Below are 25,160 nucleotides of genomic sequence, written 5' to 3' on the forward strand. Positions count from 1 at the left end.
AAACATCCTATTTCATCTTCATACGGTTATGTACAGCCTGACTAAGTGTATGGCTATCCACATACTCAAGTTCACCACCCTGAGGTACACCTTGAGCAATTCGGGTCATGTGAATTGGCAAATGTTTAGTTGCCTCAACCAGATAATGCGCCGTTGCCTGCCCCTCAACTGTCGCATTGGTGGCAAGAATCACCTCTTCAATTTTCCCCTCACTTAGGCGTTGAACCAGATAGGGAATTCCAATTTCCTCAGGGCCTATCCCATCCAACGGTGACAAATGCCCACCGAGTACATGGTACTTGCCACGAAAACTGCCGCTTTGTTCAATTGCCATTACATCCGCAGGTGATTCAACCACACAGAGAAGTTGTTCATCCCGTTCCACAGAGGCACAAATGTCACAAATTTCGTTTTCAGTTAAGGAATGACAAATGCGGCACTCATGGATATGGCTTGATGCCTCATGTAAGGCGTGTGATAAAGCAAATGCACCCTCACGGTTTTTCATCAGCAAATGCAATGCCATACGTTGTGCTGATTTTGGACCAACACTGGGTAATATACGTAATGCCTGAACCAATTGTTCAAATCGTTCACTAAACACAAATAGACTCGATTGTTTTAGAAAAGCTTCTCCAGCCTTTTATAAAAGGGCTGGAGATTTTCTTGAATTAGAATAAACCAGATAAACCTGGTGGCAAGCCCATACCTGAGTTGGCACCTTGAAGCTTTTCTTCAGAAATGACTTCGGCCTGACGTACCGCATCATTGATTGCAGCAGCGATCAAGTCTTCGATCATGTCCGCTTCGTCCTGTAACAGCTCTGGACTAATTTCGATACGCTTTACAACATTGCGGCAGGTCATGGTCACTTTAACCAAACCACCACCCGCCTCAGCGTGAACTTCGGTTTTGGCAAGCTCTTCTTTGGCTTTTTTAATATTGGATTCCATATCCTTTTGCATGCGCTGGGCTTGCTGCATGAGCATATTGATATTCATAAGTCTCTCTCTTAAATCAAATCTAAACCGCGTGATAAGTCACGAATAATATCATTAATATCTTCCAAGCCAACAGATACACGGATCAATCCTTCTTCAATCCCTGCGGCTTGTTTGGCTTCGGCAGACATTCTACCATGCGAGGTGGTTGCTGGATGGGTAATTGTTGATTTTACATCGCCCAGATTACTGGTAATCGATAGGAAACGCGTGTTGTCAATCACCGTCCATGCGCCTTGACGCTCACCTCTTACAACAAATGAAACCACACCACCAAAACCTTTTTGCTGTTTTTTAGCAAGCTCGTGCCCAGGATGGTCAGGCAAACCTGCGTAATACACTTTTTCAACCTTGTCATGTTGATGCAACCATTCAGCCAGTTTTTGTGCATTTTCACAGTGCGCTTTCATACGGATACTGAGCGTTTCCAAGCCTTTTAGGAAAATCCATGCATTGAATGGACTCATTGAATTACCAAGGGTACGCACAACGCCGTTAATTTCTTCAACCAAATCGTTCTTACCAACAACTGCACCACCTAAAGCCCGTCCCTGGCCATCAATATATTTAGTTGCTGAATAAAGAACCAAATCGGCACCAAACTTAATCGGCTGCTGTAACACAGGTGTACAGAAACAGTTATCCACTGCAAATAAAGCACCATGCGCGTGGGCAATATTTGCAATTGCCTGCATATCGCCCACCTGTGCCAAAGGATTCGAGGGTGTTTCAATAAAGAGAATACGTGTATTTGGACGAATTGCCTGTTTCCAGCCTTCAAGATCATCTAAATCAACAAAAGTCACTTCAACAGCAAATTTTGCAACGTACTTTTCAAATAAGGCAATGATTGAACCAAAAACGGCGCGTGAACAAATCACATGATCGCCCGCTTTTAAATACGCCATACACATGGCATGTACTGCTGCCATCCCTGAACTGGTTGCTACCGCACGCTCTGCGCCATCCAGAACAGCTAAACGTTTTTCAAAAGCTTGCACTGTTGGATTGGTATAACGTGAATAGGTATTTCCTGCGATTTGCCCAGAAAATTTTGCGGCAGCATCAGCTGCACTTTCGCAAACAAACGATGAGGTTAAAAAGATAGGTTCACTATGTTCGCCCTCAAAGGTGCGATCATGCCCTGTGCGAATTGCCAGAGTGTCGAGTTGATATTCTAAATCATCGCTTGGATTCATGGTTTTGTATGCCTTATGATCATCATGCTTCAATATGCCAACATTTTGAGCGTCCAGGGTATTTAAGGTCAAGGCGTAAGATGAAATTATCGCTTAGACTTCGTGCAATCTTGACTCATGATGAGACTTTCAAAGATGAAATCGCTTGTGGAACAGCAAAAAATAAACTTTAAACATTTAGCCATGCGTGTATTTGACACAGATCGGCTGGTGCTGTCTCAATCAACCGCCTATCAAGTGATTGCCGAGTTTAAACAAACCCGTGTTCGTTTTTATGGCTCAGAAAACAAACGTTATAAAGAGCCACTGGTCTTTGTTGCGCCGCTTGCGATTAATATGGATATTTATGACCTATATCCATATCGCTCTTTAGTCAAACATTTCCAGGACAGTGGTTTTGATGTGTACCTGATTGACTGGGGTAAACTGACCTATAAAAACTATCAGGTTAACTTTTTATCATTTATTGATAAATTTATTCCAAAATGCATTGAAGCGATTCAAAAACATTCTAAATCTGAAAAAATTTCTCTACATGGCTGGAGTATGGCTGGCATTTTTGTCACACTTTACACAGCCCGCCATCCATCCAATCCAGTTAAAAATTTGGTCGTACTCGGTAGCCCGATTGATAGTTATGCATCGGGTTATATCGGAAAATTATATAAAACACTGGCATATATTACGACGCGTAACCCAACCATTAAAGATTATGCCTATAACCGTTTGCCAAAGCTGATGATTCATTCACCAGGCTTCCTAAACTCTTTAGGGTTTAAACTACTTGATCCAAAAGGCTGGATTGATGGCAATATCCAGTTACTCAAAAATCTGGATAATCTCAAGCTGGTTCAGGAAGATGCCACATTGAGCCATTTCCTGAATAACATGATTGACTATCCAGGTGGTATCAATCAGGACATGCTGTTTAATGTATGGCTACAAAATCCATTGAAGCATGGTGCAATCAAACTCAAGAATGAGACGATTGAACTGAAGAATATCAATTGTTCGCTCTTGGTTGGTGCGGGTAAAAGTGATCAACTGGTGACTTCCGATGCCGCTTTTCCACTGACCCAGTTGACAAGCAGTCAGGATGTCACCTTTACTTTAATCCCTGGCGGACACTTAGGTTTAATGTCCAGTCAAAACAGTTCTATTGAGTTCTGGCCAACACTGACCAACTGGTTGGCCGAACGATCAACTCCTATCAAAAGGTAAACTATGAGTCAATCTGTTGCATTTATCGGTTTAGGCGCTATGGGCTATCGTATGGCAGCCCATCTACCAAAGCATTTCGAGGAAGTTTATGTCTGGAATCGAAACTTTAGTAAAGCTGAACAACATGCAACAGAATATGGAACTATAGCGGTTGAACTGGCTCAGGCAGTACAGGCAGATATTATCTTTTCATGCCTGCCAACAAGTGCAGATGTTGAAGCCTTGATTGATGGTGTGAATATTAAATCAGGGGCAATCTGGATTGACTGTACCAGTGGTGTGCCCGAGACAGCTCGCCGTCTGGCCGAAAAGCTAAAAGTACAGAACGTCGATTTTCTCGATGCACCTGTGAGTGGACAAACCATCGGTGCAGAAAATGCGACTTTAACCGTAATGGTAGGTGGCGATGTTAGTGCTTTTGAGCGTGCTTATTCTGCGATGGCAGCCGTTGGAAAATTGATTCAGCATGTTGGTGATTCAGGTGCAGGCTTTGCAGTAAAAGCCATCAACAATATGTTGCTTGCCGTCAATTTATGGTCAGTTGCCGAGGGATTTACCACATTAAAGGCACATGGTGTCAATCTGGACGCGGCACTCAACTGTATTAATGCTTCCAGTGGCAAAAGTCTAGTCACCGAAAATATTTTTCCTCAACGCGTACTGAGTCGTGAGTTTCCCTGCACCTTTGCCTTGCCTTTATTGGCAAAAGATACAGGAATTGCGCTAGATTTAGTACATAACGCGAAACTTCCAGCGCCTATACTTGCCCTGACCCAAAGCTTGATTCAGGCTGCAAGTTTAACTGCCGAAGCGAATAGTGATTTCTCCGCAGCAGTTAAACTGTATGAATCATGGAGTAAAATTACACTGGAATAGAATTACCCTTTAAAAACAATATTTTATATCTAATTAAGATACCAGTCTAAAAAAGCCCGCTTAATAAAGCGGGTCTTGTTTATTGCTCAATTTCTATTGGATCACCATCTTTTGGGCGAATATGCCGTTCACCATCATCGGCTGGGTCAACACTGGAACCATCTTTGGTAATGCTGTTGTATAACTCATCCTCTTTCTTATCATCCATAAATTCCTCATCTTCAAAATCCAGAGGTTCATCATCATCTTGAAAATTTAAAGGCTTATTCTGATCTATCATGTTGTTTTATTCCTTAATCAAGCTATGTCACTTCATGCTTAAATAATTGCCAGACAGATTCAACAGTGAACAGTCATCATTTTTGTAATTATTTGAATGAGTCTATTAATAAATTAAGCAGTCTGGACGCTTCTTCCTCATTACTCTGGTTTACCACGTATGAACCATGACCGCTTGCTGCGGTAACTGTATCAATCGTTATCTTTACATTGCCATCTGGTGAAGTAAAAGTAGAAACCGCCACAATGTGCTGAGTATTCAAATAATTTTCAGAATCAATTTTGACTAACATACTTATCTCCTTAATTATTGGAGAAATATATATCACAAGCATATGTAACGCTTCGTGAGAGCACTGTCATGCATTTGTTTCTCATTTGCCTGTTACGTCTATAAAGTCCCAATACCGATTTCCGAACATTGATTTCTTCTTCAGTAAAAGGCAGATGCAAAACCAACTCTGCAATCGTCAGTGTATTCATCCCATTGATAAATGATCTTGGTCTGGCATAAGATCAAGTTGAAAAAGCTTATTAGATATTCAAATACACTATTGAATTTTCATTAATACGCCTTATATTAGTACTAACGTTGCGACCAAAGCATGTAGAATATTTCTATTCCACAAGACTTTTGGTTTATACCTTTTAAATTAGAGGATCACCTCATGAAGAAGTTTACAGTTGCGGTTTTTGCTGGATTAATAACTCTTACAGGGTTTAGTGTTCAAGCCGCAGCCCCAGAACAAGACTGTAAAAAGTTGCAGGATGACTATAACCTCATTTATGCGTCTAAGGGTTTCTGTTTCAAGGATGCAGATGCTAAAGCCAAGTACGGCAATGAAAACTGCCATACCACCAAACCAAAGTTTTCTGACAAAGAGCAACAACGTCTCGATGAGATTAAAGCTCGCCAAAAAGAGCTAAACTGTAAATAGAAACTGATTATTAGATTTTGTCCTCTCCTTTTAGCCTTTAGGAGAGGAAACTTGAATTATTCATATTAAGGGACTCATCATGGCCTACGATGACCAAAATATTTTTGCCCGAATTCTTCGTGGCGAATTGCCCGCGATTAAAATTTATGAAGATGATCAGGTTCTTGCCTTTATGGATATCATGCCTCAGGCAGAGGGTCACACTTTAGTGATTCCAAAGACTCCCGCAGTGACATTGTTAGACCTACCTGCCGATGCAGCCGCCTACACCATCCAGATCGTTCAAAAGATTGCCCGTGCGATTGAGTCTGCATTGGATGTTAAGGGTATTGTACTCATGCAACTTTCTGGCGAAGCTGCGGGTCAAACTGTGCCGCATGTACACTTTCATTTGATTCCAGGCTCAATTCATCATCTAGGTCGTCATGCGGCTCAAATGGGTGATCAGGAGAAGATTAAGGCGCTTGCTGAAAAGATTAAGGCAGCCCTGTAACTGATAATTTTTTCGTAAACGGAGTTGTTACTCCGTTTTTTATTTTATAACTATTTAATAATCAATAACAAATAGAATTATTACCAAATATAAACTGTCATTAAATTGTCATTTTCCTTTCACTTCTCTGTCATAAAGTTTGCCGATACTGCATACAAGTCAGTGAGCTGTGTAACTTTTTGTACATAAGCAAGCTTATTACAGTAACTAAGGCATATGCCATTTACAAAAAAGTGTTTTGGAGAAATCTCAATGAAAAAATTGCTTCTTGCTGCTACTGTAGCAACTTTAGCCATGAATGCAGCGCAAGCAGCACCAACATTGTATGGTAAGCTCAGTGTGACTTTGGACAATATTGACAACAACGGTTTTAAAGACGAAAGCGTAGTGAAAGTAAACTCAAACGCTTCACGTTTGGGTGTGAAAGGTGAAGAAAAATTGACTGATAACTTATCAGCAGTTTATTTAGCCGAATGGGAAATTTGGGCAGATGGCGATGATGTTTTTAAAAACCGTAACCGTTTTGTCGGTATTAAATCTAACGGCGTTGCAACTTTAAAAGTTGGTCAATACGATTCTTACTTCAAAACTGCAGCTGGTAATAACCAAGATATTTTTAACGATCACAATGAACTGGATATGACTAAAGTTCTTGTTGGTGAAGATCGCTTAACTAACGTAATTGGTTTTGAAACTGATAAAAAATTACTGGGTGGCTTAGCATTTAACATTATGTTCCAACAAGGTGAACAGAATGAAACTACTAAGGATAAAAACGGTAAAACAATACCTGTAGATAACTCTGCAAGTGGTCAAAAAGGTAGTCGTAATGGATTTGGTGATGGTGTTTCAGCATCTCTTACGTATGAAAACAAAGATATGGGCTTAGCTGCTGCAGTTGCTGCAAACCGTGCGATCGCTTCAAAATTCAATGCTTATGATTTGTCAGGTATTTATACCGATGCTGTGCGTGTAACAGGTTCTTTAGACTTGGGCGCAATGGGTGCTAGTGGTTTAGTATTGGGTGCTTTATGGCAAACTGCAAAACCATCTGATGATACTGTTGCAGTGGTTACTGGTTCTGGTACAACGGCAACCACGAAATCTTATAAAGGTTTGCAAGAAAATGCTTATGGTGTGACTGCTGCATACGCCATTCCATCTACACCAATCAAGTTAAAAGCACAATATATTTCTGCTAAAAGTGAAACAGATGCAGCTATTATCGCGGGGAAAAAGGAACTTAAACAAGACCTTTACGGTGTAGGTGCTGACTATCAAATCAATAAACAAGCTCGTTTCTACGGTATTGTTGCTCAGCAAAAACGTGACTGGTTAACTAAAGATGATAAGAAAACCAATATTGGTTTAGGTATGGAATATAACTTCTAATTTGAAGTTCAGTTCTAAATAAAGAAACAAAAGGGCGATATGCCCTTTTGTTTTATCCATTTTATTTCTTTAAGAAACCACTCACCAAATTCAATACTTGTTGAATATCATTGTTGGCTTCCTGTGGATTAGTGTTTCCACCTTGTGGAGTTAAGGAATCAATCACTTGGGGCAAGACTGAAGCAATCGCACTGTAAATTTCTTGCTTTGGAGCTTGTGCTTGTTGAGCAACCTGTTCGATATCTTGATCATCGAATAGGCTTTGAATATTTTGTGCTGGAATATCCTGTGCATTTTGCTGGTGTGGATCGACCCAGCTTTGTACCTGATTTGCCAAACCTGCATTTTTCAGTTTATCCAATGCACCTTGCAAACCGCCCTGTTTTTGAATCCATGCAAGAATTAAAGGCAAAACGGCGATTAACAATGTTTGTGCTGTGTTACCACCTGCTGCATTACTTTGTGTTGAAGTATTACCAGCACCTAATTGACCCAGTACAGAACCCAAAATTCCGCCTAGACCACCTTGTTGCTGGTTTTGGGTATTTTGTTGCTGTTGTCCACCAAGCTGTCCCAATACCGAACCTAAAATTCCGCCTAAACCACCACCCTGACCTGATTGCTGCTGACCGCCTAAAGCCTGTTTTGCTAAAATTTCAACAATGTTGGTTAAATCTGTCATGACTTATATGTTCCTTTTGGAATTATTTATCCAAAAGAATACGCTGCTTTGAATACACAAAACAAAATTGAATTGTTAAATTTTGCAAGAGCTTGCGATAAATCTCTATTCAATCTTGCCTGTTGAATGGTTGAAGTTCCACAGAAATTAAACCATTGCTGAGATTTACCAGCGGAATTTATTCCAGTTTTCAGGATTGGCCCAGAACTTGGAGTTAAACCAGTCTGGTACATGCTTATAGGTCAAGATATTAAACTGCCATAAAGCAAAATTACTATCATGTGTGGTCTTGTCAATGAGCTGGGTAAAACCCAGCGACCGCAACAGCTTTTCATCATCCAGTTTACTGACCACAACAATTCGTTTTGCCATGAGGTCACGCAACTTCACCAATAACTGTGCCTTTTGCGTTTGATTGATGTCCTGCATTTCTTCAGTATCAAATAATACAAAACCTAAATCATAACGCTGTGTAAATGGCAGATTTAAAAAGTCAGTTACGTTAAAATAATGCCATTGAATTGAAGCATGATGGTCAATGTTTTGACCAATACACAGTGCGGTAGCAATGGGCTGTTCCTTAGATAAATCGTCTAGCATCGAAGTGATGACATTTTGTCCAGCCATAAGCCACCTAAGTTGAAAAGAGAGAGGATGATGGAACTACAAGGCATTTGCCATAAAATGCACGCAGCGCTCAAGACGCATAGTGTACCTGATCAGGCAATACACAAGGCAAATGTTGAATATAAATTTATACTGGATCGTTCAGAAATCGACCTACCCTTTGTCTTGGGTCAGGAGTTGGAGATTGAATGGACAGGTAATATTTTCTGTACCTCATGCGGTGCCAAAACCCCAAAGTCATATTCACAGGGTCATTGTTTTAAATGTTTTAAAACCAAGGCGGAATGTGATTTGTGTATTATGAAACCCGAAACCTGCCATTACCATCTGGATACATGCCGTGAAGATGAGTTTGCACATAGTGTCTGTTTCCAGCCGCATATTGTTTATTTGGCCAATTCCAGTGCTTTAAAAATCGGGATTACCCGTATTATGAACATGCCAACCCGTTGGCTGGACCAAGGCGCAACGCAGGCGCTTCCCATCCTGAAAGTGGGTTCACGCCGCTTGTCTGGGCATCTGGAAACATTAATTGGTACTCAGATTGCCGATAAAACAGATTGGCGTAAATTACTCAAAGGTGAAGCTGAACCTTTAAACCTGATTGAACAGCGCGATCAGATTCTTGAGGAATTTGCTCCTAAAATTCAAACAATTCGTGATGAATTTAGTCAAAACCTTGAGTTTAATGAAAATCTGGAGTTTCTGGAAAATGAATTACCCAGAGAATTTATTTATCCAGTTGAGCAATATCCAGAAAAGATTAAATCGTTGAATCTGGACAAGACACCCACAATTCGTGGTGTCTTGCAGGGCATTAAAGGTCAGTATTTATTACTTGATATTGGGGTGATCAATATCCGTAAATATACGGGTTATGAATTAATCCTACGTGCATAAATAAAAAGGTGGCATTTAAGCCACCTTTTCTATACTTCTTCTGTTTTTAAGCAACTCAAAATTGCCTGTACGGGGTCTTCGGTATTTCCTGAGATTAACTGTTTATGCATACTCAGGTGTTGCATCATTTGAATATGTGCGGTTTCGTAATCCATCAATCGTTCAATTTCTGCTGCCAAATGCTGTGGTGTGGCATCTGCCTGAATCAGTTCCTCAATCACTTTTTTGCCTGCGATAATATTCGGCAATGAGTAATAAGGAATTTTAACCAGAAACTTGGCAATAATATAAGTCAGCCAGTTCAGTTTATAGAACGTCACCATTGGACGATGCAACAACATGGCCTCAAGCGTCGCCGTACCAGAGGCAAGTGCCACAATATCGCTGGCATTCATCACCATACGACCAATTTTGGATTCTGCATCAGTATTTTCCAGAATATGGATTTTTACCTTTAGTTCGGTATCCATATTCTGAATTCCTTGCTCAATCTGCTGCTTACGTGCGTCATTAATTGCAGGGATTAAAAACTCAAGATCGGGATATTTCTTATGCAAAATTTCGGCTGTACCGATTAATAAAGGCAGTAAACGCTCGATTTCACCCCGACGGCTACCAGGGAGCAACGCAATATGGGTTTTATGGGCAGACAGTCCAAGCTGGTGTTTTGCTTCGGTAATTGGATTTTTTAAGGGCAATTGCTTTGCCAGTGGATGCCCGACAAATGCCGCAGGGACATCATAGTTTTGATAAAAGGTTTTTTCAAAGGGAAATAAGCACAGTACTAAATCAATACTTTGTTTAATGCCATGTACCCGTCCTTGCCGCCATGCCCAGACCGATGGGCTGACATACTGAACGGTTTTAATGGGTAGATTGTTTTCCTTGATGCTTTTGGATAAACGTAAATTAAAATCAGGTGCATCAATCCCAATAAAAATATCGACTGGATGTTCAGTCCAGCGCTCAACCAGACCATCGCGGACTGCAAATAATTTTTTCAGGTCCTTTAATACTTCAACAATCCCCATGATGGATAGAATTTCCATTGGGTAATAACTATGGAAACCCTCAGCAATCATTTGTGGACCACCAATCCCCTCAAATTCAGCATCAATTCCTTGTTCGCGAAAACTACGCATGAGCTTTGCCCCTAAAGTGTCTCCAGAGACTTCACCCACAACAATGCCAATTTTTAGTTTTTGCTTTAACAAGACCTAAGCCCCTTGCCAGTATTTAAAGGTATTCTAACAAAATGATTTTAAATTGAATCATAACAAATTATGTAAATTGTTCATGTGCAGTAAAAATCGTTTCTCACTAAAATTCTTTAGCTTTTTTTTGCATAAGTAAATCACTATTCATCACAACGAGTTATCTAAAAAAAGCATAAGATATGCGAGTTTTAGCATAATTAGGCATATTGTTGATGTTTGGTCCTATTGAGTTCATTTTAGCTGGTGTTTTAGTTGGCTTCTGTGTGGGAATTACAGGTGTTGGGGGCGGTTCATTGATGACCCCTATCCTGATCAGTTTATTTAAAATTGAACCCCATATCGCAATTGGTACAGATTTACTTTATGCCTCAATCTCAAAATTCTGTGGTTCAGTTGTTCACGCCAAAAAGCTGAATATTGTATGGCCCATCGTGCTCTGGCTTGCATTGGGAAGTATTCCCGCTTCTTTTGCAACCTCCTGGGTACTGGAGCATTACTTAAGCCAGTCAACACACTATAAAGCTGTTTTGACTATGGTTTTGGGCTTTATGTTGACCTTAACAGGGATTTCAATTGTCTTCCGCGCCCAAATTGAAAAGTTCTTTGATCGATTTAGAAATCGTGAACAAGTCAACATGGAAAGCGAGCAACATGCACTGCAACATAAACGTTTTTATATCGTTATTATGGGGATTGTACTAGGCGTGTTTGTTACACTATCTTCAGTAGGTGCTGGTGCTTTTGGTATCATGGCCCTGGTGATTATGTTTCCAAATTTGCCTATGATTCGTATTATTGGATCAGATGTGGTTCACGCCGTTTTACTGACTGCTGTCGCTGGTTTAAGCCATATGTCATCAGGTAATGTCGATTTTACATTATTGATGTGGCTATTGGTTGGTTCAATTCCTGCCATTATTGTGGGCACTTTAATTAGCTCCCGTATGCCTGAAAGACTAATTCGTAAAATTTTGGGTATCACATTATTTGCATTGGGGATCAACTTTATGGTCAATCCAATTAAAGCCAAGCCAAAACCAGTTGAAACGCATCAGGCGATGGTGATCCAACAGACTAGTTCAGCAACAAGCAGCGTTTAAAACCCAATTGCCGATTGATTCTGCACAAATCATGCGATTCACTAGTTAATCAATCGGCTTTTCATGCTATATTCGTAGACAAAATAACCTCTTCTTTCGATTGAATTTGTGACAGCAATGAATACTCTACAGCCAAATCCAGTTTCTCAGCCAGATATCAATGACGTTAATATTAAAAGCATTCAAACTTTAATTACTCCAGCGGAACTCAAAGCAGACCTGCCTTTGTCTGACATCGCCTCTCAAACGGTACTGCAAGGTCGTGAAACTGTACGTAATATTTTAGATGGTAAAGACAAGCGTCTGTTCGTGGTGATTGGTCCTTGCTCCATCCACGACCCAAAAGCGGCGCATGAATATGCCGACCGTTTAAAAGAACTGAGTGAAAAGGTCAAAGATACTTTATATCTGGTGATGCGTGTTTATTTTGAGAAACCACGTACCACTGTTGGCTGGAAAGGCCTGATCAATGACCCAGATATGAATGATTCATTCAATATTGAAAAGGGTTTGCATATTGGCCGTCAGCTTTTGCTTGATATTAATGAAAAAGGTCTGCCATGTGCCACTGAGGCGCTTGACCCGAACTCACCACAATATTATCAAGACCTGATTTCATGGTCTGCGATTGGCGCACGTACCACTGAAAGCCAGACGCATCGTGAAATGTCTTCAGGCTTATCTTCCCCAGTTGGCTTTAAGAACGGTACAGACGGCGGCTTAACTGTTGCAACCAACGCAATGCAGTCGGTTAAGCATGGCCACAGCTTCCTGGGCCTAAATGAAAATGGTCAGGTGGCAATTATCAATACCAAAGGCAACCCTTATGCGCATGTGGTACTACGTGGCGGTAATGGCAAGCCAAACTACGATGCTTCTTCTGTTGCGGAAGCAGAAGCAGCTTTGGCAAAAGCCAAAGTCAGCAACAAGATCATGATTGATACCAGTCATGCCAACTCAAACAAAGACCCGTACCTGCAACCTTTGGTTTTAAAGAACATCACGGAGCAAATTCTGGATGGGAATAAGTCAATCGTGGGAATCATGGTGGAAAGCCATTTAAAAGGCGGCCGTCAGGATATTCCTGAAAATCTTTGTGACCTCGTCTATGGTCAATCTGTGACAGATGGCTGTATCGACTGGGATACTACTGAAAAAGCCCTGTTGGAAATGGATGCGGCTTTAAAAGATGTTTTGCCAAACCGCTAATCTTTAAATAGATAAAAACAGGCTCTTATGAGCCTGTTTTTATTTGGAAGTTGAAATAATAATGGATTGAGAATCTGGTTTACCGAAAAACAATCTATGCAATCGCCTAATAAAACTGACTCGAATCCAACATCTGTAAAGTAATTTTTTTCACTTCATCACGACTTTGCATAATATGTGCTTCAATCGCCTGAATGGCTTCATCAACTTTACGATTAAAAATATAACCCAATATTTTCTGATGCTCCTGATAAGTCGCTTCAACACGATAATCTTTAGAGAAGTCTAAACGCCGAATAATACGGATTCGCTCGCTCAAGTCACGATGAATCCTTGCCATTTCATTATTTCCTGAGGCGCGGACCAGAGCGCAATGGAAATCTTCATCTTGTTGTGAGAGTTGTTTAATGTCTTTTAGGTATTGATGAGGTTCAAGCAGCCATAAATCTTTTAAAACGGATAATTCAACCGAATTTTGATGATCAATCTGGCAAAGTTTACGAATGGAATCCTTTTCTAATACGATCCGCACATCATAAAGTTCTTCATAATAACGAAAATTGAGCGGTCGAATCTGCCAACCGCTACGAAAACTCACATCAACATAACCCTCTTGTTGCAAACGATATAATGCTTGTCGGATTGGGGTACGACTTACATCATAAGCTTTTGCAACTTCGGATTCAGTGAAACGTTCACCTGGCATCAGCTTAAAATCAAAGATATCATTCTTGATGCGTTGGTAAACCAGTTCAGACAAATTGTCTGAGCTTTTTGTTGTTATTTTTATTTCTTTCATTACACCCTATTCCATATACACCAATGGTTCACCACTATGTACGGTTTGCCCTGCTCTACAAATAATAGCTTTTACAATGCCATCTTCTTCTGCATAAACAGGAAGTTCCATTTTCATTGCTTCAATAATAGCAATAGTTTCACCTTTTTTAACCTCTTGACCATGTTCAACAAAAATTTTCCAGATATTACCTGTCATCGATGCATTTAATGATGCTAAATGACTGTAATCAGAGTGATTATTTTCTTGAATCTGTTCTTCAGGTTGAGCTGCAAACTCCTCTTTCCAGCGATCCACTTCAGTTGTGAATGCTTGTTGTTGCTTAGCTTTAAACTCGGCAATACTTTTAGCTTCATTCTCTAGGAATTTTACATAATCCGCATAATCGAACTCTGTTTCTTCAATCTTGATCTCAGCACGACCATTTTCAAAGTCAGCGCGCCATTGATTCAGTTCTTCTTCTGTCACCTCAAAATATTTAATTTGATCAAAGAATTGTAAGAACCATTGTTTATCACCAAATTGTTTGTTTTTCTTAAACTTGTTCCAAATTGGTAAAGTACGCCCAATCAATTGATAGCCGCCCGGTGAATCCATGCCGTAGATACACATGTACATACCACCAATCCCAACCGTTCCCTCTGCGGTAAAGGTACGAGCTGGATTATATTTAGAACTGAGTAAACGATGACGTGGGTCAATCGGTACGGCACAAGGTGCTGTTAAATACACATCACCCAATCCAAGAATTAAATAGTTTGCATCAAAAATAATATCTTTGACTTCATTTCGATCTGCTAAGCCATTAATGCGTTGGATAAAATCAACGTTATTTGGCAACCACGGTGCTTTAGAGCAAACACTTTCTTGATAGCGTTCAACAGCGCCTAAAGTGGCACTGTCTTCAAATGCCATCGGCAAATGTACGATACGAGATGGGATTTTTAATTGGCTCAAATCGCCCATCTCTTTTTCGAGTTGAAGTAATTGAGCAATCAATTGTGATTGTGGAATCACTAATCCATCGTATTTAATCTGTAGTGAACGAACACCTGGTGACAGTTCTAATACGCCTGCGATTTTTGCATCACGGATCATTTGAATCAGTTGATGCACTCTTAAACGTAAAGCCAAATCTAAAACATTTTCGCCGTATTCTAAGAGAATATAACTATCACCTGCTTGGCGATACACTGTTTTTGGCGACAATTCAGTTGGTTCACGTTGTGCCAAAATCGTACTGACAAGCTCTTGAATTGGCTCAATCGTTTCTACAACTTTGCTTGCTTCTGCAAAGTTTTGGATATTTTCAATTTGCTGACGTTCAAGTTCATTGGCTTGTTCAACCGTAATTGGATAAAAACGAATTTTATCATCGGCTTTTAGCTGTCCCACTTTCCAAAGTTCTGCTTTGGCAATCGTCACAGGACAAACAAAACCACCTAAACTTGGACCATCTTTTGCCAGAATTACAGGGAAATCGCCTGTAAAGTTAATTGCGCCAATCGCATATTCACAATCATGGACATTGGATGGATGTAAACCTGCTTCACCACCATTTTCTCGTGCCCAGCTTGGTGTTGGTCCTGATAAACGCACACCTAAACGATTTGAGTTAAAGTGAACTGTCCACTCTGATGCAAAAAACTCTTCTACATACTCAGGTTTAAAGAAATCTGGTGCGCCGTGCGGGCCATATAAAACCGCAATTTCCCATACATTACTATATTCAGGAATCAAGTCAGCCGACAACGCTTGCGGTTCGTCATGTGCAAGTGGCAATTCTGCACTAGCAAATGCTGGATCAACCATTTTAATCATGTCGCCGACACGTAAAGTACGACCTGCATGACCACCAAAATTACCAAGCGCAAAGGTAGAGCGACTGCCCAAATATACTGGAACATCCAAACCATTTCGTACCGCTAAATATGTACGGCAACCTGATTCAACTTGACCGATTTTTAGAATTTGTCCTGCTTTAACTTCAACAGGTTGCCAAAAATCAATTACCTGATCATCTAACAACGCAGTACAGCGTGCTCCCGCCAAAGCAATAATCGTATCTGTATGAAATTTTAAGGTTGGTCCAACTAAGGTAAACTCAAAACCTGCGGCTTTAGCATCATTTCCAACAATACGATTGGCAAGCTGAAATGCATAATCATCCATTGGACCTGATGGCGGTACACCAATATCCCAGTAACCTGTACGACCTGGATAATCTTGAATCGAGCTGAGAGTGCCAGCCTGAATCACTTCAATCACATTTGGCGTGTAGTTGAAATCATCCAACATTCTTGTCCAAATTTGCATAGATTCAAAACGCTGATCTGAAACGATGGCACGTGCATAATCCAAGTTGGTACTAATGCCATTTAAGCGAGTTTCCGCCAATACCGTTTTGAGTTTTTCAATCGCAGCCGCACGATCATCAGCATGCACAATAATCTTGGCAATCATCGGATCAAAGTATTGTGAAATTTCGGTGCCTGTGTTGACCCAAGTATCGACACGAGTTCCCTCTGGAAAACTAACTTCAGTTAATACACCTGGACTCGGTTGGAAATTCTTCACAGGATCTTCGGCATAGACTCGTACTTCAATCGCTGCACCCTTCGGCTGAATATTACTTAAATAGTCCCAGTCCAGTTCGTCACCTGCTGCCACTTTCAGCATACATTCAATTAAATCTAAGCCAGTGACCATTTCCGTGACAGGATGTTCGACCTGTAAACGAGTATTCACTTCAAGAAAATAAAACTCATCTCGATTGGCATCGTAAATAAACTCTACTGTTCCCGCACTACGATAATTAACGGATTTCCCCAGTTCTATCGCTGCTTGATGTAGTTTTTTACGTGTCGCTTCAGGTAAATTTGCCGCAGGTGTTTCCTCTACGACTTTTTGGTTACGACGTTGCAAAGAGCAATCACGCTCACCAAAGGCAACGACTTGCCCTTTTCCATCACCAAAGATTTGTACTTCAACATGACGTGCTTTATCAATAAAGCATTCAATAAATACACCTGCATCCTTGAAAAACTGCTCGCCCAAACGTTTTACACTTTCGTAAGCATCGGTTAACGCTTGTGGCGTATCACAACGGGTCAAACCAATACCCCCACCGCCAGCGGTGCTTTTCAGCATAATTGGATAGCCAATACGATCTGCGGCAGTCAGTGCCTCTTCTAAACTATCCAGCAATCCTGTTCCTGGAGTCATCGGCACATCAGCAGCAGCAGCCAATTCACGAGCACGGTGTTTTAAACCAAATTCTAGAATTTGCTCAGCCGTTGGTCCCATAAAAGCAATATTATTTTCTTCACAAGCGCGAGAAAAATCAGCACTTTCAGAAAGAAAGCCATAACCAGGAAAGATTGCCTCAGCACCAGTTTGTTTAGCTGCCTGAATTAATTTTTCGATACTCAAATAAGTATCGGCAGGCTTTAAACCGTCTAATGCAATTGCAATATCAGCATCTTCAACATGTTGCGCATAACGATCACTATCCGAATACACAGCAACACTGGTTACACCTAATTTTTTAAGTGTGCGAATCGCTCGAACAGCAATTTCACCACGGTTTGCAATAAGTACAGTTTTAAACATGATGATTTCCCCCAATTAATTCGCTGTGTTTGCTGCTTGGCTGTTACGATGCTGGATATAGGCTCTCCATCCACCAAAATGACTAATATTCTCTGCATCATCTATGCCATAAGGCTCACAGATAAAACCTTTCACCCAGCGCCCATCTTCCAGTTCGACATTGCCCATGCCTAAAGGTGTCGGAATTTCAGCCACAAATTCACCAAATCGAGCAGTTGGAACATCCCAAAGTTCTACAATAATGCTTTGTCCATCTTGCTGCCGTGCTAAACCGGGTTTCGGCGGGACGGTACCGTTCAATGCATAAAGCGCATAATTTTTAGAGGTTTTGGTGGTTTCGATATGCACAGCATCACGTGTGGTAAGCTGAAAATTCAACGGCATACCAGTTAGATGAGCACCAACGACTGCAACACGAATATGATGCGGAGAAACAGATGTTACAGAACTTAAAGGCAGACTTTTATCCAATGCGCCCAATTTGAGAGCAAGATAGTTTTGCCATGCCTTACCAAAATGCACCAATGCCGCATCGTGCCAAGCTGGCGCAATTAGAGTGATTCCAAATGGTAAATGGTCAGCCCTAAATCCTGCTGGTAAAGCTAAAGCGCTCAAATCTGCCAAGTTGGTAAAGTTAGTGTAGGTTCCTAAACGAGCGTTATATTCAATCGGATTTTGTTGAAGCTGCTCAATGGAATAAATTGTAGGTGCGGTTGGAACAATTAAGGCATCAAAGTCAGCCAGTCTTTGTTGGATTTTTCGAGCTAAATCTTGTTTTAAATACTCTGCATTGTAGGCATCCACCGCTGAATATTTTTCGCCGTTTTTAATAATTTCTAATACCGTTGGATCAAATGCATCAGGATTAGTTTGCAGTAAATATTCAACGGCTGCGGTACGTTCTGCCACCCAAGAACCTTGATAGAGTTGCACCGCCAGTTGCTCAAAGTCTGAAAAATTAATCTGGATAATTTCAGCATTTAAACTTTGCAGTAATTGAACTGTTTGCTGAAATGCTTTTTCAGCCAGTTGATCGCCAAAGAAATTTAGTTTCTCTGGAATGGCAAATTTTAATTTGCTAGAGAAATGCGCTGGCACATTCTTTGTATGCTTACGTGAATAGCTGTCCAATGGATCATATGCTTCTAAAACATTTGCAACCAAATCTGCGTCTATAACGGTTAAAGCAAAGATCGAAATACAATCCAGACTTTTACATGCTGGCAATAACCCGCGATTTGAAAACCGCCCTTTGGTTGGTTTGAGCCCAACAATATTGTTAAATGCTGCTGGTACACGCCCTGAACCTGCGGTGTCTGTACCTAAAGCAAATGGAACAAATCCACGAGCAACCACACTTGCTGAACCTGAACTTGAACCGCCACTGATATATTCAGGTTTAAAACTGTTTGGTACTGCACCAAAAGGTGAACGCGTTCCCACCAAACCCGTTGCAAACTGATCAAGGTTGGTTTTACCAATCACGATTGCACCAGCTTGCTTCAACAAACGTACTGTTTCAGCATCTTGCTCTGCAATTGTGGTTAAAGCATTACAAGCGGCTGTGGTTGCAAAACCAGACACATCAATATTGTCCTTAACTGCAAATGGAACGCCGTAGAGTGGAAATTGTTTTACTAAACTCTCAGCTTCCTTAGTTAATTCATAGAGAAATTGAATTTGCTGTTCAATCTGCGCTACTGTGGCAATCGAAATCCACGCATTATCTTGAGGATCAATTGCTGCAACCAAATCCTTTAAAGTATCGAGCTGAATCTGATTGTTTAAATACGCCGTTTGCCATTCTGAAATTGTCCAGCCTAAAGTTTTTATTTCATGCATTTTATGAATCCTATCTTGTATACAAGTTTGGATGAATCAATGCAGAAAATGTGCCAGATATATTTTTTATTATAAATTAATAACTTATTTTTTTATTTAATTGATTTTTGATGAATAGATTTAGTTTTGGTGCCAAAATGGCTTCATTTTAATACCTATGCTCCATAAATCAGCATAAGATTATTTAGGTGATTTTAAATAGCTGGATAATTCTTGAAAATTATGTTCAAGTGCTTTGGCTGCCTGCTGTTCCATTGCCCTAAATTTTTTCAGAATCACTTGCCTCAATTCAGTGATAACCGCACCACCACCATGTGTTCCACCTGAAACTCTAGGTGTTTGGTATCAAAAATACTTAGATCAACAAAATCCTGTCAAAGTACAACAGATATCTGATCAAGAAAAAATGAAGCAAATGGAACGTGAAATCAAAGAATTAAAGCGTGCGAATGAAATTCTACGTAAAGCAGCTGCTTTTTTCGCCTAGGCGGAGCTCGACCGCCCACACAAATAATGGTGGATTTTATCCATAACAATAAGGCGTTATATGGTGTTGAGGCGATTTGTAGAATTTTACCAATCGCACTTTCAACCTATTACCGGACTTTAGATCTCACAGTTGAGAAGCATTGCTTCGCAAGGGAACATCGAGCGAAACGGGATCTGCATGACTTTCATCATGCTGAACAAATTAAACGAATTTGGAAAGAAAGTTCAGGTCGATAGAGATGATTGAATATTTAAAAGCAGATTGGCAAGGTTTAGCAGATGTGCAACTTGCGACACTAAACTGGGTAGATTGGTTCAATAAAAAGCCTGTACGCACTGGGTTATGTATCACCTTTTGAGTTTGAAGCAATGTACTATGATAATATTAACCCGTTAGGTCAGGTGGCCTAACTTAAATAAAAAGTCTCCGACAAACCCGGTACGGTTCAGTACTGTCTTTAGCATCTATCTTCACATTCTGTTCACCTTAACTCACCTAAAGTGTAAAAATAAACTGTGAAGATGGACAGTAAACATGAATCAAGTCAAAACGTTAATGGCAATTGCCTTATCCTTACCCGTGATTTTCCTGTCAGGATGTAAAAGTGTTCCTCGTTATTCCTCTGATTATGCAAATGCCAGAGCAAGTATTCAGGGAATACCCTTAGATGATGCAAAAGCACTAGAAATCGGTAGCCGCTTCACTTCGGCATTTAATACCTTGGGCACACCTAAATTCGTTGAAAATGCTGGAGCACTGTATGCAGATCAGCTGTTCATTAACGATACCCTGTCGCAATTCTCATCGCGTAAAAAACTGCTTGAACATTTTCAGGGCATGAACCAGCGGGTCAGCAAGGTCAGCGTCACGTTGTTAAACACCTCTTATCATCAAGACTCAGCCTATGTGCATTGGCATATGGTTTATGATTTTAAAATGTTCGGGAAGACACGAACAATGGATTCCTATGGCATCAGTGAAATAAAGGTCAACCCAAACCATCAGATTATTTTCCAACAAGACTTCTGGGATCCCGCTAATGGTTTGTATCGTTCTTTACCTTATGTAGGAGGATCTTATTCATGGGTACTGCCTTTCAAAAAGTAGGAATCAGTACGGCGTTACTAATAGCATGTGGCTTCAGTCCATGGGTGCAGGCCCAAAGCTTAAACGCTTGTGGCCAAGGCCCTCTAATGGTTGGACAAAAACAGGTCGGTGTGGCCAGTTACTTTGCGCAAAACTGTAATCTGCCTTGGCAAGGTCAAAACATGCAGATGGATTTTACCTATACGCAGAATATTCCAGAATGGGCATTCAAACGTGCAGCTACATATCTACTCAAACGTAATATTAAAGATCAAAAAATGCATGCTGTTTTCAATCCAATCACCGATCTGTATCGTCCAGTGAACTCAGGAGATCTATACCAACTAAAATATAGCCATGCCACACACACATTAAGCCTATACTTAAACCAGAAACTACAGGGACAACTCCAGAACCCATTAGCCCAGCAATATTTTAATATATGGCTAGGTCCTCAGCCATTTAGTGCTAAATTAAAACAGCAATTAATAAAGTAGTCTCTACAGTTATGTCTAAACATTTTATTTTGATGGTTGAAGATCATTACGAACTGGCATCTACCTTATGCGAGTTTCTAGAAGAGCATGGTTTTGTGGTCGATCATGCTCGAAATCTAAATGCTGCACGCCAATTGCTCAAGCAGCAACGCTATCATATTTTACTTTTAGATATTAACTTACCTGATGGTTCGGGTTATGAACTATGTGAATGGCTACGAAATAAAGAAGGTATGGACCTCCCTGTGCTGATGCTCACCGCACGCGATACGTTGAATGACAAACTCAAAGGCTTCAATTCCGGCACGGATGATTATCTGGTCAAGCCCTTTGACTTTAACGAGCTGGTGGTTCGGGTCAAGGCCCTGATTAAACGCTCCCTGGGTGAAGTATCCAGCAGTCGTCTGCAAATTCATGACCTAATTTTGGACCCCGCAACACAGCAGCTAACTCGAGCTGGGCAGAACATTGAATTGCCTCCAATTCAGTTTAAACTTTTGAAGCTACTGATGCGTCATTCTCCTAAAGTACTGACCAAACAGGAAATCATGATGCAGCTTTGGGGTGACGAAGAGCCAGAAAGTGATGCCCTGCGCAGTCATATCTATAATTTACGCAAAATGGTCGATAAACCCTTTGAACAAAAGCTGATTCACACCATATCTGGGATTGGTTTAAAGATTGCTTTCGAAGATGAAGCCTAATTTAGGTACACAACGACAATCAGTCCAGTGGTCATTGCTAGATCAACATTCTGATGAGTGCAAAGATAATATTGCCTGTCAAACAGCTCCACACGCCAACCTAGCTGTTTACATAGCTTTTGCACCAATTGCAATCCAATACCATGCCCTTTGATTTCCAGTTGTAGCTGCTGACCAGACAGTTCCTGAACTTTAGAATTGTTAGGTAAAGGCATGCCGACCCCATTGTCAGCAATCAGCACTTTATTTTTTTCCAGAATCACATCAATTTCTGTGCCCTGTGAATAGTTCAGCGCATTGCGCAGAATATTGCCAAACACCATTTTGGTCATAGATGGATAAAGTTTACGCGGCTGTTCATCGAGGTCTTTTTGCAGGTCTATCTGCATGCCTTTGTTATGACTAACACTCTCCAGATCCTGCACCAGATTGTCCAGACATTCTGAAAGCATGGTCGGTTCAGCAGTTAAAGTGTTGGTGGTATTGCGGGCAATGGCCAGCAAGGTATCGACCAGCAGCTGCATGTCTTCAATGGTGTTATGCAGGCGGGTAAAGGACTTGTTGTCGCCATAGCGTGCCTGACACAGCTGCACATTGCCTTTTAAAATGGTCAGTGGCGTGCGTAGCTCATGGCTGACATCTCCGGTAAATTCACGCTCACGCTGAATAAATTCGCTTAATACCTCATGATATTTTTCCAGCGCCTGCTTGAGGTATTCAGCTTCCAGATTAGAGTCGGTGCGGATGTCCTGAAATGGCGAAGCCTGATTTTTCTGATGTTCCCAGTCGATATATTCCAGCGCATTGGCCAGGCGGGTAATCGGGGAAAAATAGCGTCGGGCCCGACGGTTCCACCACCACAGCACACTATATAGCACAAACAAGCTGACCATCAGCGGTGCCAGACCAAATAGCCACACCAGCTTGTTGACGTTGCTTTCGCCAAACACCAGCAGCACATGCTGTCCGTCTTTTTCACCATACACGGTCATGCGCTCCTTGCCATCGACAAAATGCCGGTTCACCCCTTGCTCAAGCTGTATGTGGCGAAATTGGACTGGCGGTACATCGCTCCAGCGATAACCATACAGATTTTTGGTGTCGGGCAATTCTGCGGCAGGATTACGTTCTAATCGTTGCCAGTAGTGTGACATTTCCTGTTCTAGCGCTGTTCTGAGCAAAGACCCTTTAATCACCCAAGCACTGAAGCCAATCCCAATCACCACGGACAGGGCAATGAATCCGATTTGCAGCCAGTAGTATCGGTTAAACACCTCACCCAGAGGATGATCACGTTTATCCTTAAACAGCTTTAACATTGATGCATTCCCCGCTGGCCCATCCCACTGTTCAGTTATACGGCTTTCTTCTTCAACAGAAAGTGTCCAATCACCCACTCGCGTCCATGGTCATAACCAAACAGTTCGGCACAGGCCATAAAGAAAATCCGCCAGCGCTGCCACCAGATTGCGGCATCCGCGCCATAAGTTTGTTCAAATAAGGGCTTTAGCTCGGCCTGTTTAGCATCCATATTGTCTAGCCAAGCATTTGCGGTACGTTCATACTGCGTGCCCGCCCATTGCCAGTGCTGTTCTAGCTGTAAATGCTGCTGAAAATGTAGAAAAGTTGAGGCTGCTGGCATCAAACCACCACTAAAGAAATATTGCGACATCCAGTCAAACTCATTTTTGACTTCAAACGGATAATGCAAGAAACGATGACAGAAAATATGACACCACAATAAGCCATCTGGTTTGAGCCAAATACTGATATTTTCAAATAGTTTTTGATAGTTACGCACGTGCTCAAACATCTCCACCGATACCACACGGTCAAATGACGCAGGTTCAAATTGCAACACATTGACATCACAAGTGATCACCGTCAGGTTATCCAGTTTTTTTAAACGGGCTTGTTCCTGAATATACTCGCGCTATATTTCAAACGCTTACCGAGTACTGCCTGAAAAAATGCGGTCGGCAGTTCATAATGCTGCTCATTGGCTTTGTCTGTCTCAATGGCAATTTCGCTGTTTTTCAGCATGGTCAGCACATCCATATAGCGCTGCGCTGCCAATGCGGGGTCAAACCGACCTTCTTGTGCCAAACGTTTTTTGCTTAAAGTACGAATGCCTGCACGAATCACTGGGTCTGGCACCTTGCCATTTTCGATCAGTTCTAAGGTTTTTTGAATCATAAAGTCCATGTATTTACCTACTCTTTGGGTGGCCACGGAATAAACATTGAAGTTCGTCGTTGATAGTCTTTATAGTTGTCACCACGGTGGGCGAGCGCCTGTTTTTCACTAAAGGGAATACCTGTAAAGTAGTACAGGAATAGCCACATCAGCAGTGGATAAATCCATAATTCATAGCATCCTGGTGCCAGACCGAGCACTGGATAGGCAAACCAATGCAACCATTCAAAAAAATAATTCGGATGGCGCGAGTATTTCCACAAGCCCTGATCCATGGTTTTACCTTGATTCTGTGGATCTAGCTTAAAACGGTAAAGTTGCTGATCGGCAGTGCTTTCACCTATCAAAGCCAAAAGCATGATCATACCCGCCACAATCACAGTGACCAAAGTCCAGTCATTCCATTGCTCGGTCGAGATACTTAACAACTTCAGCATTGGGTAGGAAAACAGTAGCGCCAAACCTGCCTGAAATATAAAAAACACCAGAAAACCAAGATGCTGATAATCCCCCATCGCTCGGCGCATGTTGGCATAACGCGTGTCTTCTTGGGTTTCATTGGCATAGCGCCGTAACAGATGCCAGGTCAGCCGTGAAAACCAGATCCCACCCGCGAGTCCCAGAAATAACCGAACCAACATCGGTGCACTGTCAATCGCCCAAGCGGCAATAATCACATTAAGAGCAATACTGAAACTCCAAGCGACATCGACCAGCCCTGCTCTGCGGTTATAGGTCACCAACACCCAGCTACAGAGCATGATGAAGACATTGAGCAAAAATAAATCTAGCAGCATGTC

General features: G+C 41.3%; 24 protein-coding genes, 3 pseudogenes and 1 other annotated feature. Of the genes and pseudogenes, 12 read left to right on the top strand and 15 right to left on the bottom strand.

Annotated elements, in window-relative coordinates; all coding sequences use genetic code 11:
- Positions 1-7 precede the first annotated feature (7 nt).
- From recR to F967_RS07010, 3 genes are all read right to left on the bottom strand, one after another.
- Positions 8-604 carry a recombination mediator RecR gene (gene recR, locus F967_RS07000; RefSeq protein ID WP_004677443.1) on the bottom strand — a complete coding sequence of 199 codons (597 nt, stop codon included), beginning with the start codon at positions 602-604 and terminating at the stop codon, positions 8-10.
- A gap of 67 nt (positions 605-671) precedes the next feature.
- Positions 672-1,001, bottom strand: coding sequence for a YbaB/EbfC family nucleoid-associated protein (locus F967_RS07005; protein ID WP_004677441.1), 330 nt, complete (start codon positions 999-1,001; stop codon positions 672-674).
- An 11-nt stretch (positions 1,002-1,012) separates the two neighbouring features.
- On the bottom strand, positions 1,013-2,200 hold the full coding sequence (locus F967_RS07010; protein WP_004758072.1) for an O-succinylhomoserine sulfhydrylase: 1,188 nt from the start codon (positions 2,198-2,200) through the stop codon (positions 1,013-1,015).
- Positions 2,201-2,335: 135 nt separating this feature from the next.
- Here F967_RS07010 and F967_RS07015 point away from each other — a divergent pair, with 135 nt between their 5' ends.
- Both F967_RS07015 and F967_RS07020 read left to right on the top strand, forming a co-directional pair.
- Positions 2,336-3,421, top strand: coding sequence for an alpha/beta fold hydrolase (locus F967_RS07015; RefSeq protein ID WP_004799069.1), 1,086 nt, complete (start codon positions 2,336-2,338; stop codon positions 3,419-3,421).
- A gap of 3 nt (positions 3,422-3,424) precedes the next feature.
- The gene (locus F967_RS07020; RefSeq protein ID WP_004760066.1) at positions 3,425-4,297 is read left to right on the top strand and encodes an NAD(P)-dependent oxidoreductase; all 873 of its coding nucleotides are present in this window, start codon (positions 3,425-3,427) and stop codon (positions 4,295-4,297) included.
- Positions 4,298-4,376: 79 nt separating this feature from the next.
- Here the strand turns inward: F967_RS07020 and F967_RS07025 are convergent, their stop codons facing one another.
- Positions 4,377-4,577, bottom strand: a complete 201-nt coding sequence (locus F967_RS07025) for a hypothetical protein (RefSeq protein WP_004799070.1) — start codon at positions 4,575-4,577, stop codon at positions 4,377-4,379.
- 88 nt (positions 4,578-4,665) lie between these two features.
- Complete coding sequence (locus F967_RS07030) at positions 4,666-4,869, bottom strand: hypothetical protein (RefSeq protein ID WP_004677436.1); 204 nt, start codon at positions 4,867-4,869, stop codon at positions 4,666-4,668.
- A 375-nt stretch (positions 4,870-5,244) separates the two neighbouring features.
- Between F967_RS07030 and F967_RS07035 the strand changes: the two genes are divergently transcribed.
- From F967_RS07035 to F967_RS07045, 3 genes are all read left to right on the top strand, one after another.
- Positions 5,245-5,514 carry a YARHG domain-containing protein gene (locus F967_RS07035; RefSeq protein WP_004758066.1) on the top strand — a complete coding sequence of 90 codons (270 nt, stop codon included), beginning with the start codon at positions 5,245-5,247 and terminating at the stop codon, positions 5,512-5,514.
- A gap of 79 nt (positions 5,515-5,593) precedes the next feature.
- Entirely contained in the window at positions 5,594-6,007 is a 414-nt protein-coding gene (locus tag F967_RS07040) for an HIT family protein (RefSeq protein WP_004799071.1), read from the top strand.
- 252 nt (positions 6,008-6,259) lie between these two features.
- A complete protein-coding gene (locus tag F967_RS07045; protein ID WP_004799072.1) occupies positions 6,260-7,399 on the top strand; it encodes a porin in 1,140 nt (379 codons plus the stop codon).
- A 61-nt stretch (positions 7,400-7,460) separates the two neighbouring features.
- On the opposite strand, the gene F967_RS07050 is transcribed toward F967_RS07045, so the two are convergent.
- Positions 7,461-8,081 carry a YidB family protein gene (locus F967_RS07050; RefSeq protein ID WP_004799073.1) on the bottom strand — a complete coding sequence of 207 codons (621 nt, stop codon included), beginning with the start codon at positions 8,079-8,081 and terminating at the stop codon, positions 7,461-7,463.
- Positions 8,082-8,246: 165 nt separating this feature from the next.
- Positions 8,247-8,708, bottom strand: a complete 462-nt coding sequence (locus tag F967_RS07055; RefSeq protein WP_004681990.1) for a DUF6231 family protein — start codon at positions 8,706-8,708, stop codon at positions 8,247-8,249.
- 30 nt (positions 8,709-8,738) lie between these two features.
- On the opposite strand from F967_RS07055, the gene F967_RS07060 reads away from it, so the two are divergent.
- On the top strand, positions 8,739-9,608 hold the full coding sequence (locus F967_RS07060) for a DUF2797 domain-containing protein (protein WP_034431078.1): 870 nt from the start codon (positions 8,739-8,741) through the stop codon (positions 9,606-9,608).
- A 29-nt stretch (positions 9,609-9,637) separates the two neighbouring features.
- Here F967_RS07060 and lpxB read toward each other — a convergent pair whose 3' ends face one another.
- A complete protein-coding gene (lpxB, locus tag F967_RS07065) occupies positions 9,638-10,822 on the bottom strand; it encodes a lipid-A-disaccharide synthase (RefSeq protein WP_004799075.1) in 1,185 nt (394 codons plus the stop codon).
- 215 nt (positions 10,823-11,037) lie between these two features.
- Here lpxB and F967_RS07070 point away from each other — a divergent pair, with 215 nt between their 5' ends.
- Together F967_RS07070 and F967_RS07075 are read left to right on the top strand one after the other, a co-directional pair.
- Positions 11,038-11,925 (top strand): sulfite exporter TauE/SafE family protein, encoded by an 888-nt coding sequence (locus tag F967_RS07070; protein WP_004682016.1) that lies wholly within the window; start codon positions 11,038-11,040, stop codon positions 11,923-11,925.
- 117 nt (positions 11,926-12,042) lie between these two features.
- The gene (locus tag F967_RS07075) at positions 12,043-13,134 is read left to right on the top strand and encodes a 3-deoxy-7-phosphoheptulonate synthase (protein ID WP_004677392.1); all 1,092 of its coding nucleotides are present in this window, start codon (positions 12,043-12,045) and stop codon (positions 13,132-13,134) included.
- Positions 13,135-13,240: 106 nt separating this feature from the next.
- Here F967_RS07075 and F967_RS07080 read toward each other — a convergent pair whose 3' ends face one another.
- The 4 genes and pseudogenes from F967_RS07080 to F967_RS14515 all read right to left on the bottom strand — a co-directional run.
- A complete protein-coding gene (locus F967_RS07080; protein WP_004799076.1) occupies positions 13,241-13,933 on the bottom strand; it encodes a GntR family transcriptional regulator in 693 nt (230 codons plus the stop codon).
- Positions 13,934-13,939: 6 nt separating this feature from the next.
- Positions 13,940-17,545: an urea carboxylase gene (uca, locus tag F967_RS07085; RefSeq protein WP_004799077.1), complete on the bottom strand. Its 3,606-nt coding sequence runs from the start codon at positions 17,543-17,545 to the stop codon at positions 13,940-13,942.
- A gap of 15 nt (positions 17,546-17,560) precedes the next feature.
- Positions 17,561-19,387 (bottom strand): allophanate hydrolase, encoded by a 1,827-nt coding sequence (gene atzF, locus F967_RS07090; protein WP_004799078.1) that lies wholly within the window; start codon positions 19,385-19,387, stop codon positions 17,561-17,563.
- A gap of 180 nt (positions 19,388-19,567) precedes the next feature.
- A pseudogene (locus F967_RS14515) lies at positions 19,568-19,714 on the bottom strand (LysR family transcriptional regulator); the annotation flags it as partial.
- On the opposite strand from F967_RS14515, the pseudogene F967_RS14170 reads away from it, so the two are divergent.
- The 4 genes and pseudogenes from F967_RS14170 to F967_RS07120 all read left to right on the top strand — a co-directional run bounded on the left by F967_RS14170 (position 19,662) and on the right by F967_RS07120 (position 22,164).
- Positions 19,662-20,287 (top strand): annotated as a pseudogene (locus tag F967_RS14170) (hypothetical protein). The pseudogenes F967_RS14515 and F967_RS14170 sit on opposite strands and share 53 nt — an antisense overlap.
- Positions 19,859-19,975 (top strand) — a sequence feature (AL1L pseudoknot). It overlaps the preceding pseudogene by 117 nt.
- 124 nt (positions 20,288-20,411) lie before the next feature.
- A complete protein-coding gene (locus F967_RS07110) occupies positions 20,412-20,984 on the top strand; it encodes a nuclear transport factor 2 family protein (RefSeq protein ID WP_004799079.1) in 573 nt (190 codons plus the stop codon).
- Positions 20,960-21,460 (top strand): chalcone isomerase family protein, encoded by a 501-nt coding sequence (locus tag F967_RS07115; RefSeq protein WP_004799080.1) that lies wholly within the window; start codon positions 20,960-20,962, stop codon positions 21,458-21,460. The genes F967_RS07110 and F967_RS07115 overlap by 25 nt, the downstream gene beginning before the upstream one ends.
- Before the next feature lie 11 nt (positions 21,461-21,471).
- Complete coding sequence (locus tag F967_RS07120) at positions 21,472-22,164, top strand: response regulator transcription factor (RefSeq protein ID WP_004799081.1); 693 nt, start codon at positions 21,472-21,474, stop codon at positions 22,162-22,164.
- On the opposite strand, the gene F967_RS07125 is transcribed toward F967_RS07120, so the two are convergent.
- The 3 genes and pseudogenes from F967_RS07125 to F967_RS07135 form a co-directional block, all read right to left on the bottom strand.
- Positions 22,161-23,483 (bottom strand): sensor histidine kinase, encoded by a 1,323-nt coding sequence (locus F967_RS07125; protein WP_034431228.1) that lies wholly within the window; start codon positions 23,481-23,483, stop codon positions 22,161-22,163. The two genes, F967_RS07120 and F967_RS07125, sit on opposite strands and share 4 nt — an antisense overlap.
- A gap of 35 nt (positions 23,484-23,518) precedes the next feature.
- A pseudogene (locus tag F967_RS07130) lies at positions 23,519-24,369 on the bottom strand (class I SAM-dependent methyltransferase).
- 8 nt (positions 24,370-24,377) lie between these two features.
- Positions 24,378-25,157 carry a DUF1295 domain-containing protein gene (locus F967_RS07135; RefSeq protein WP_004799085.1) on the bottom strand — a complete coding sequence of 260 codons (780 nt, stop codon included), beginning with the start codon at positions 25,155-25,157 and terminating at the stop codon, positions 24,378-24,380.
- Positions 25,158-25,160 lie beyond the last annotated feature (3 nt).

The sequence above is a fragment of the Acinetobacter sp. CIP 102637 genome (genome assembly GCF_000368425.1).
GTDB classification, from domain to species: Bacteria; Pseudomonadota; Gammaproteobacteria; order Pseudomonadales; family Moraxellaceae; genus Acinetobacter; species Acinetobacter parvus.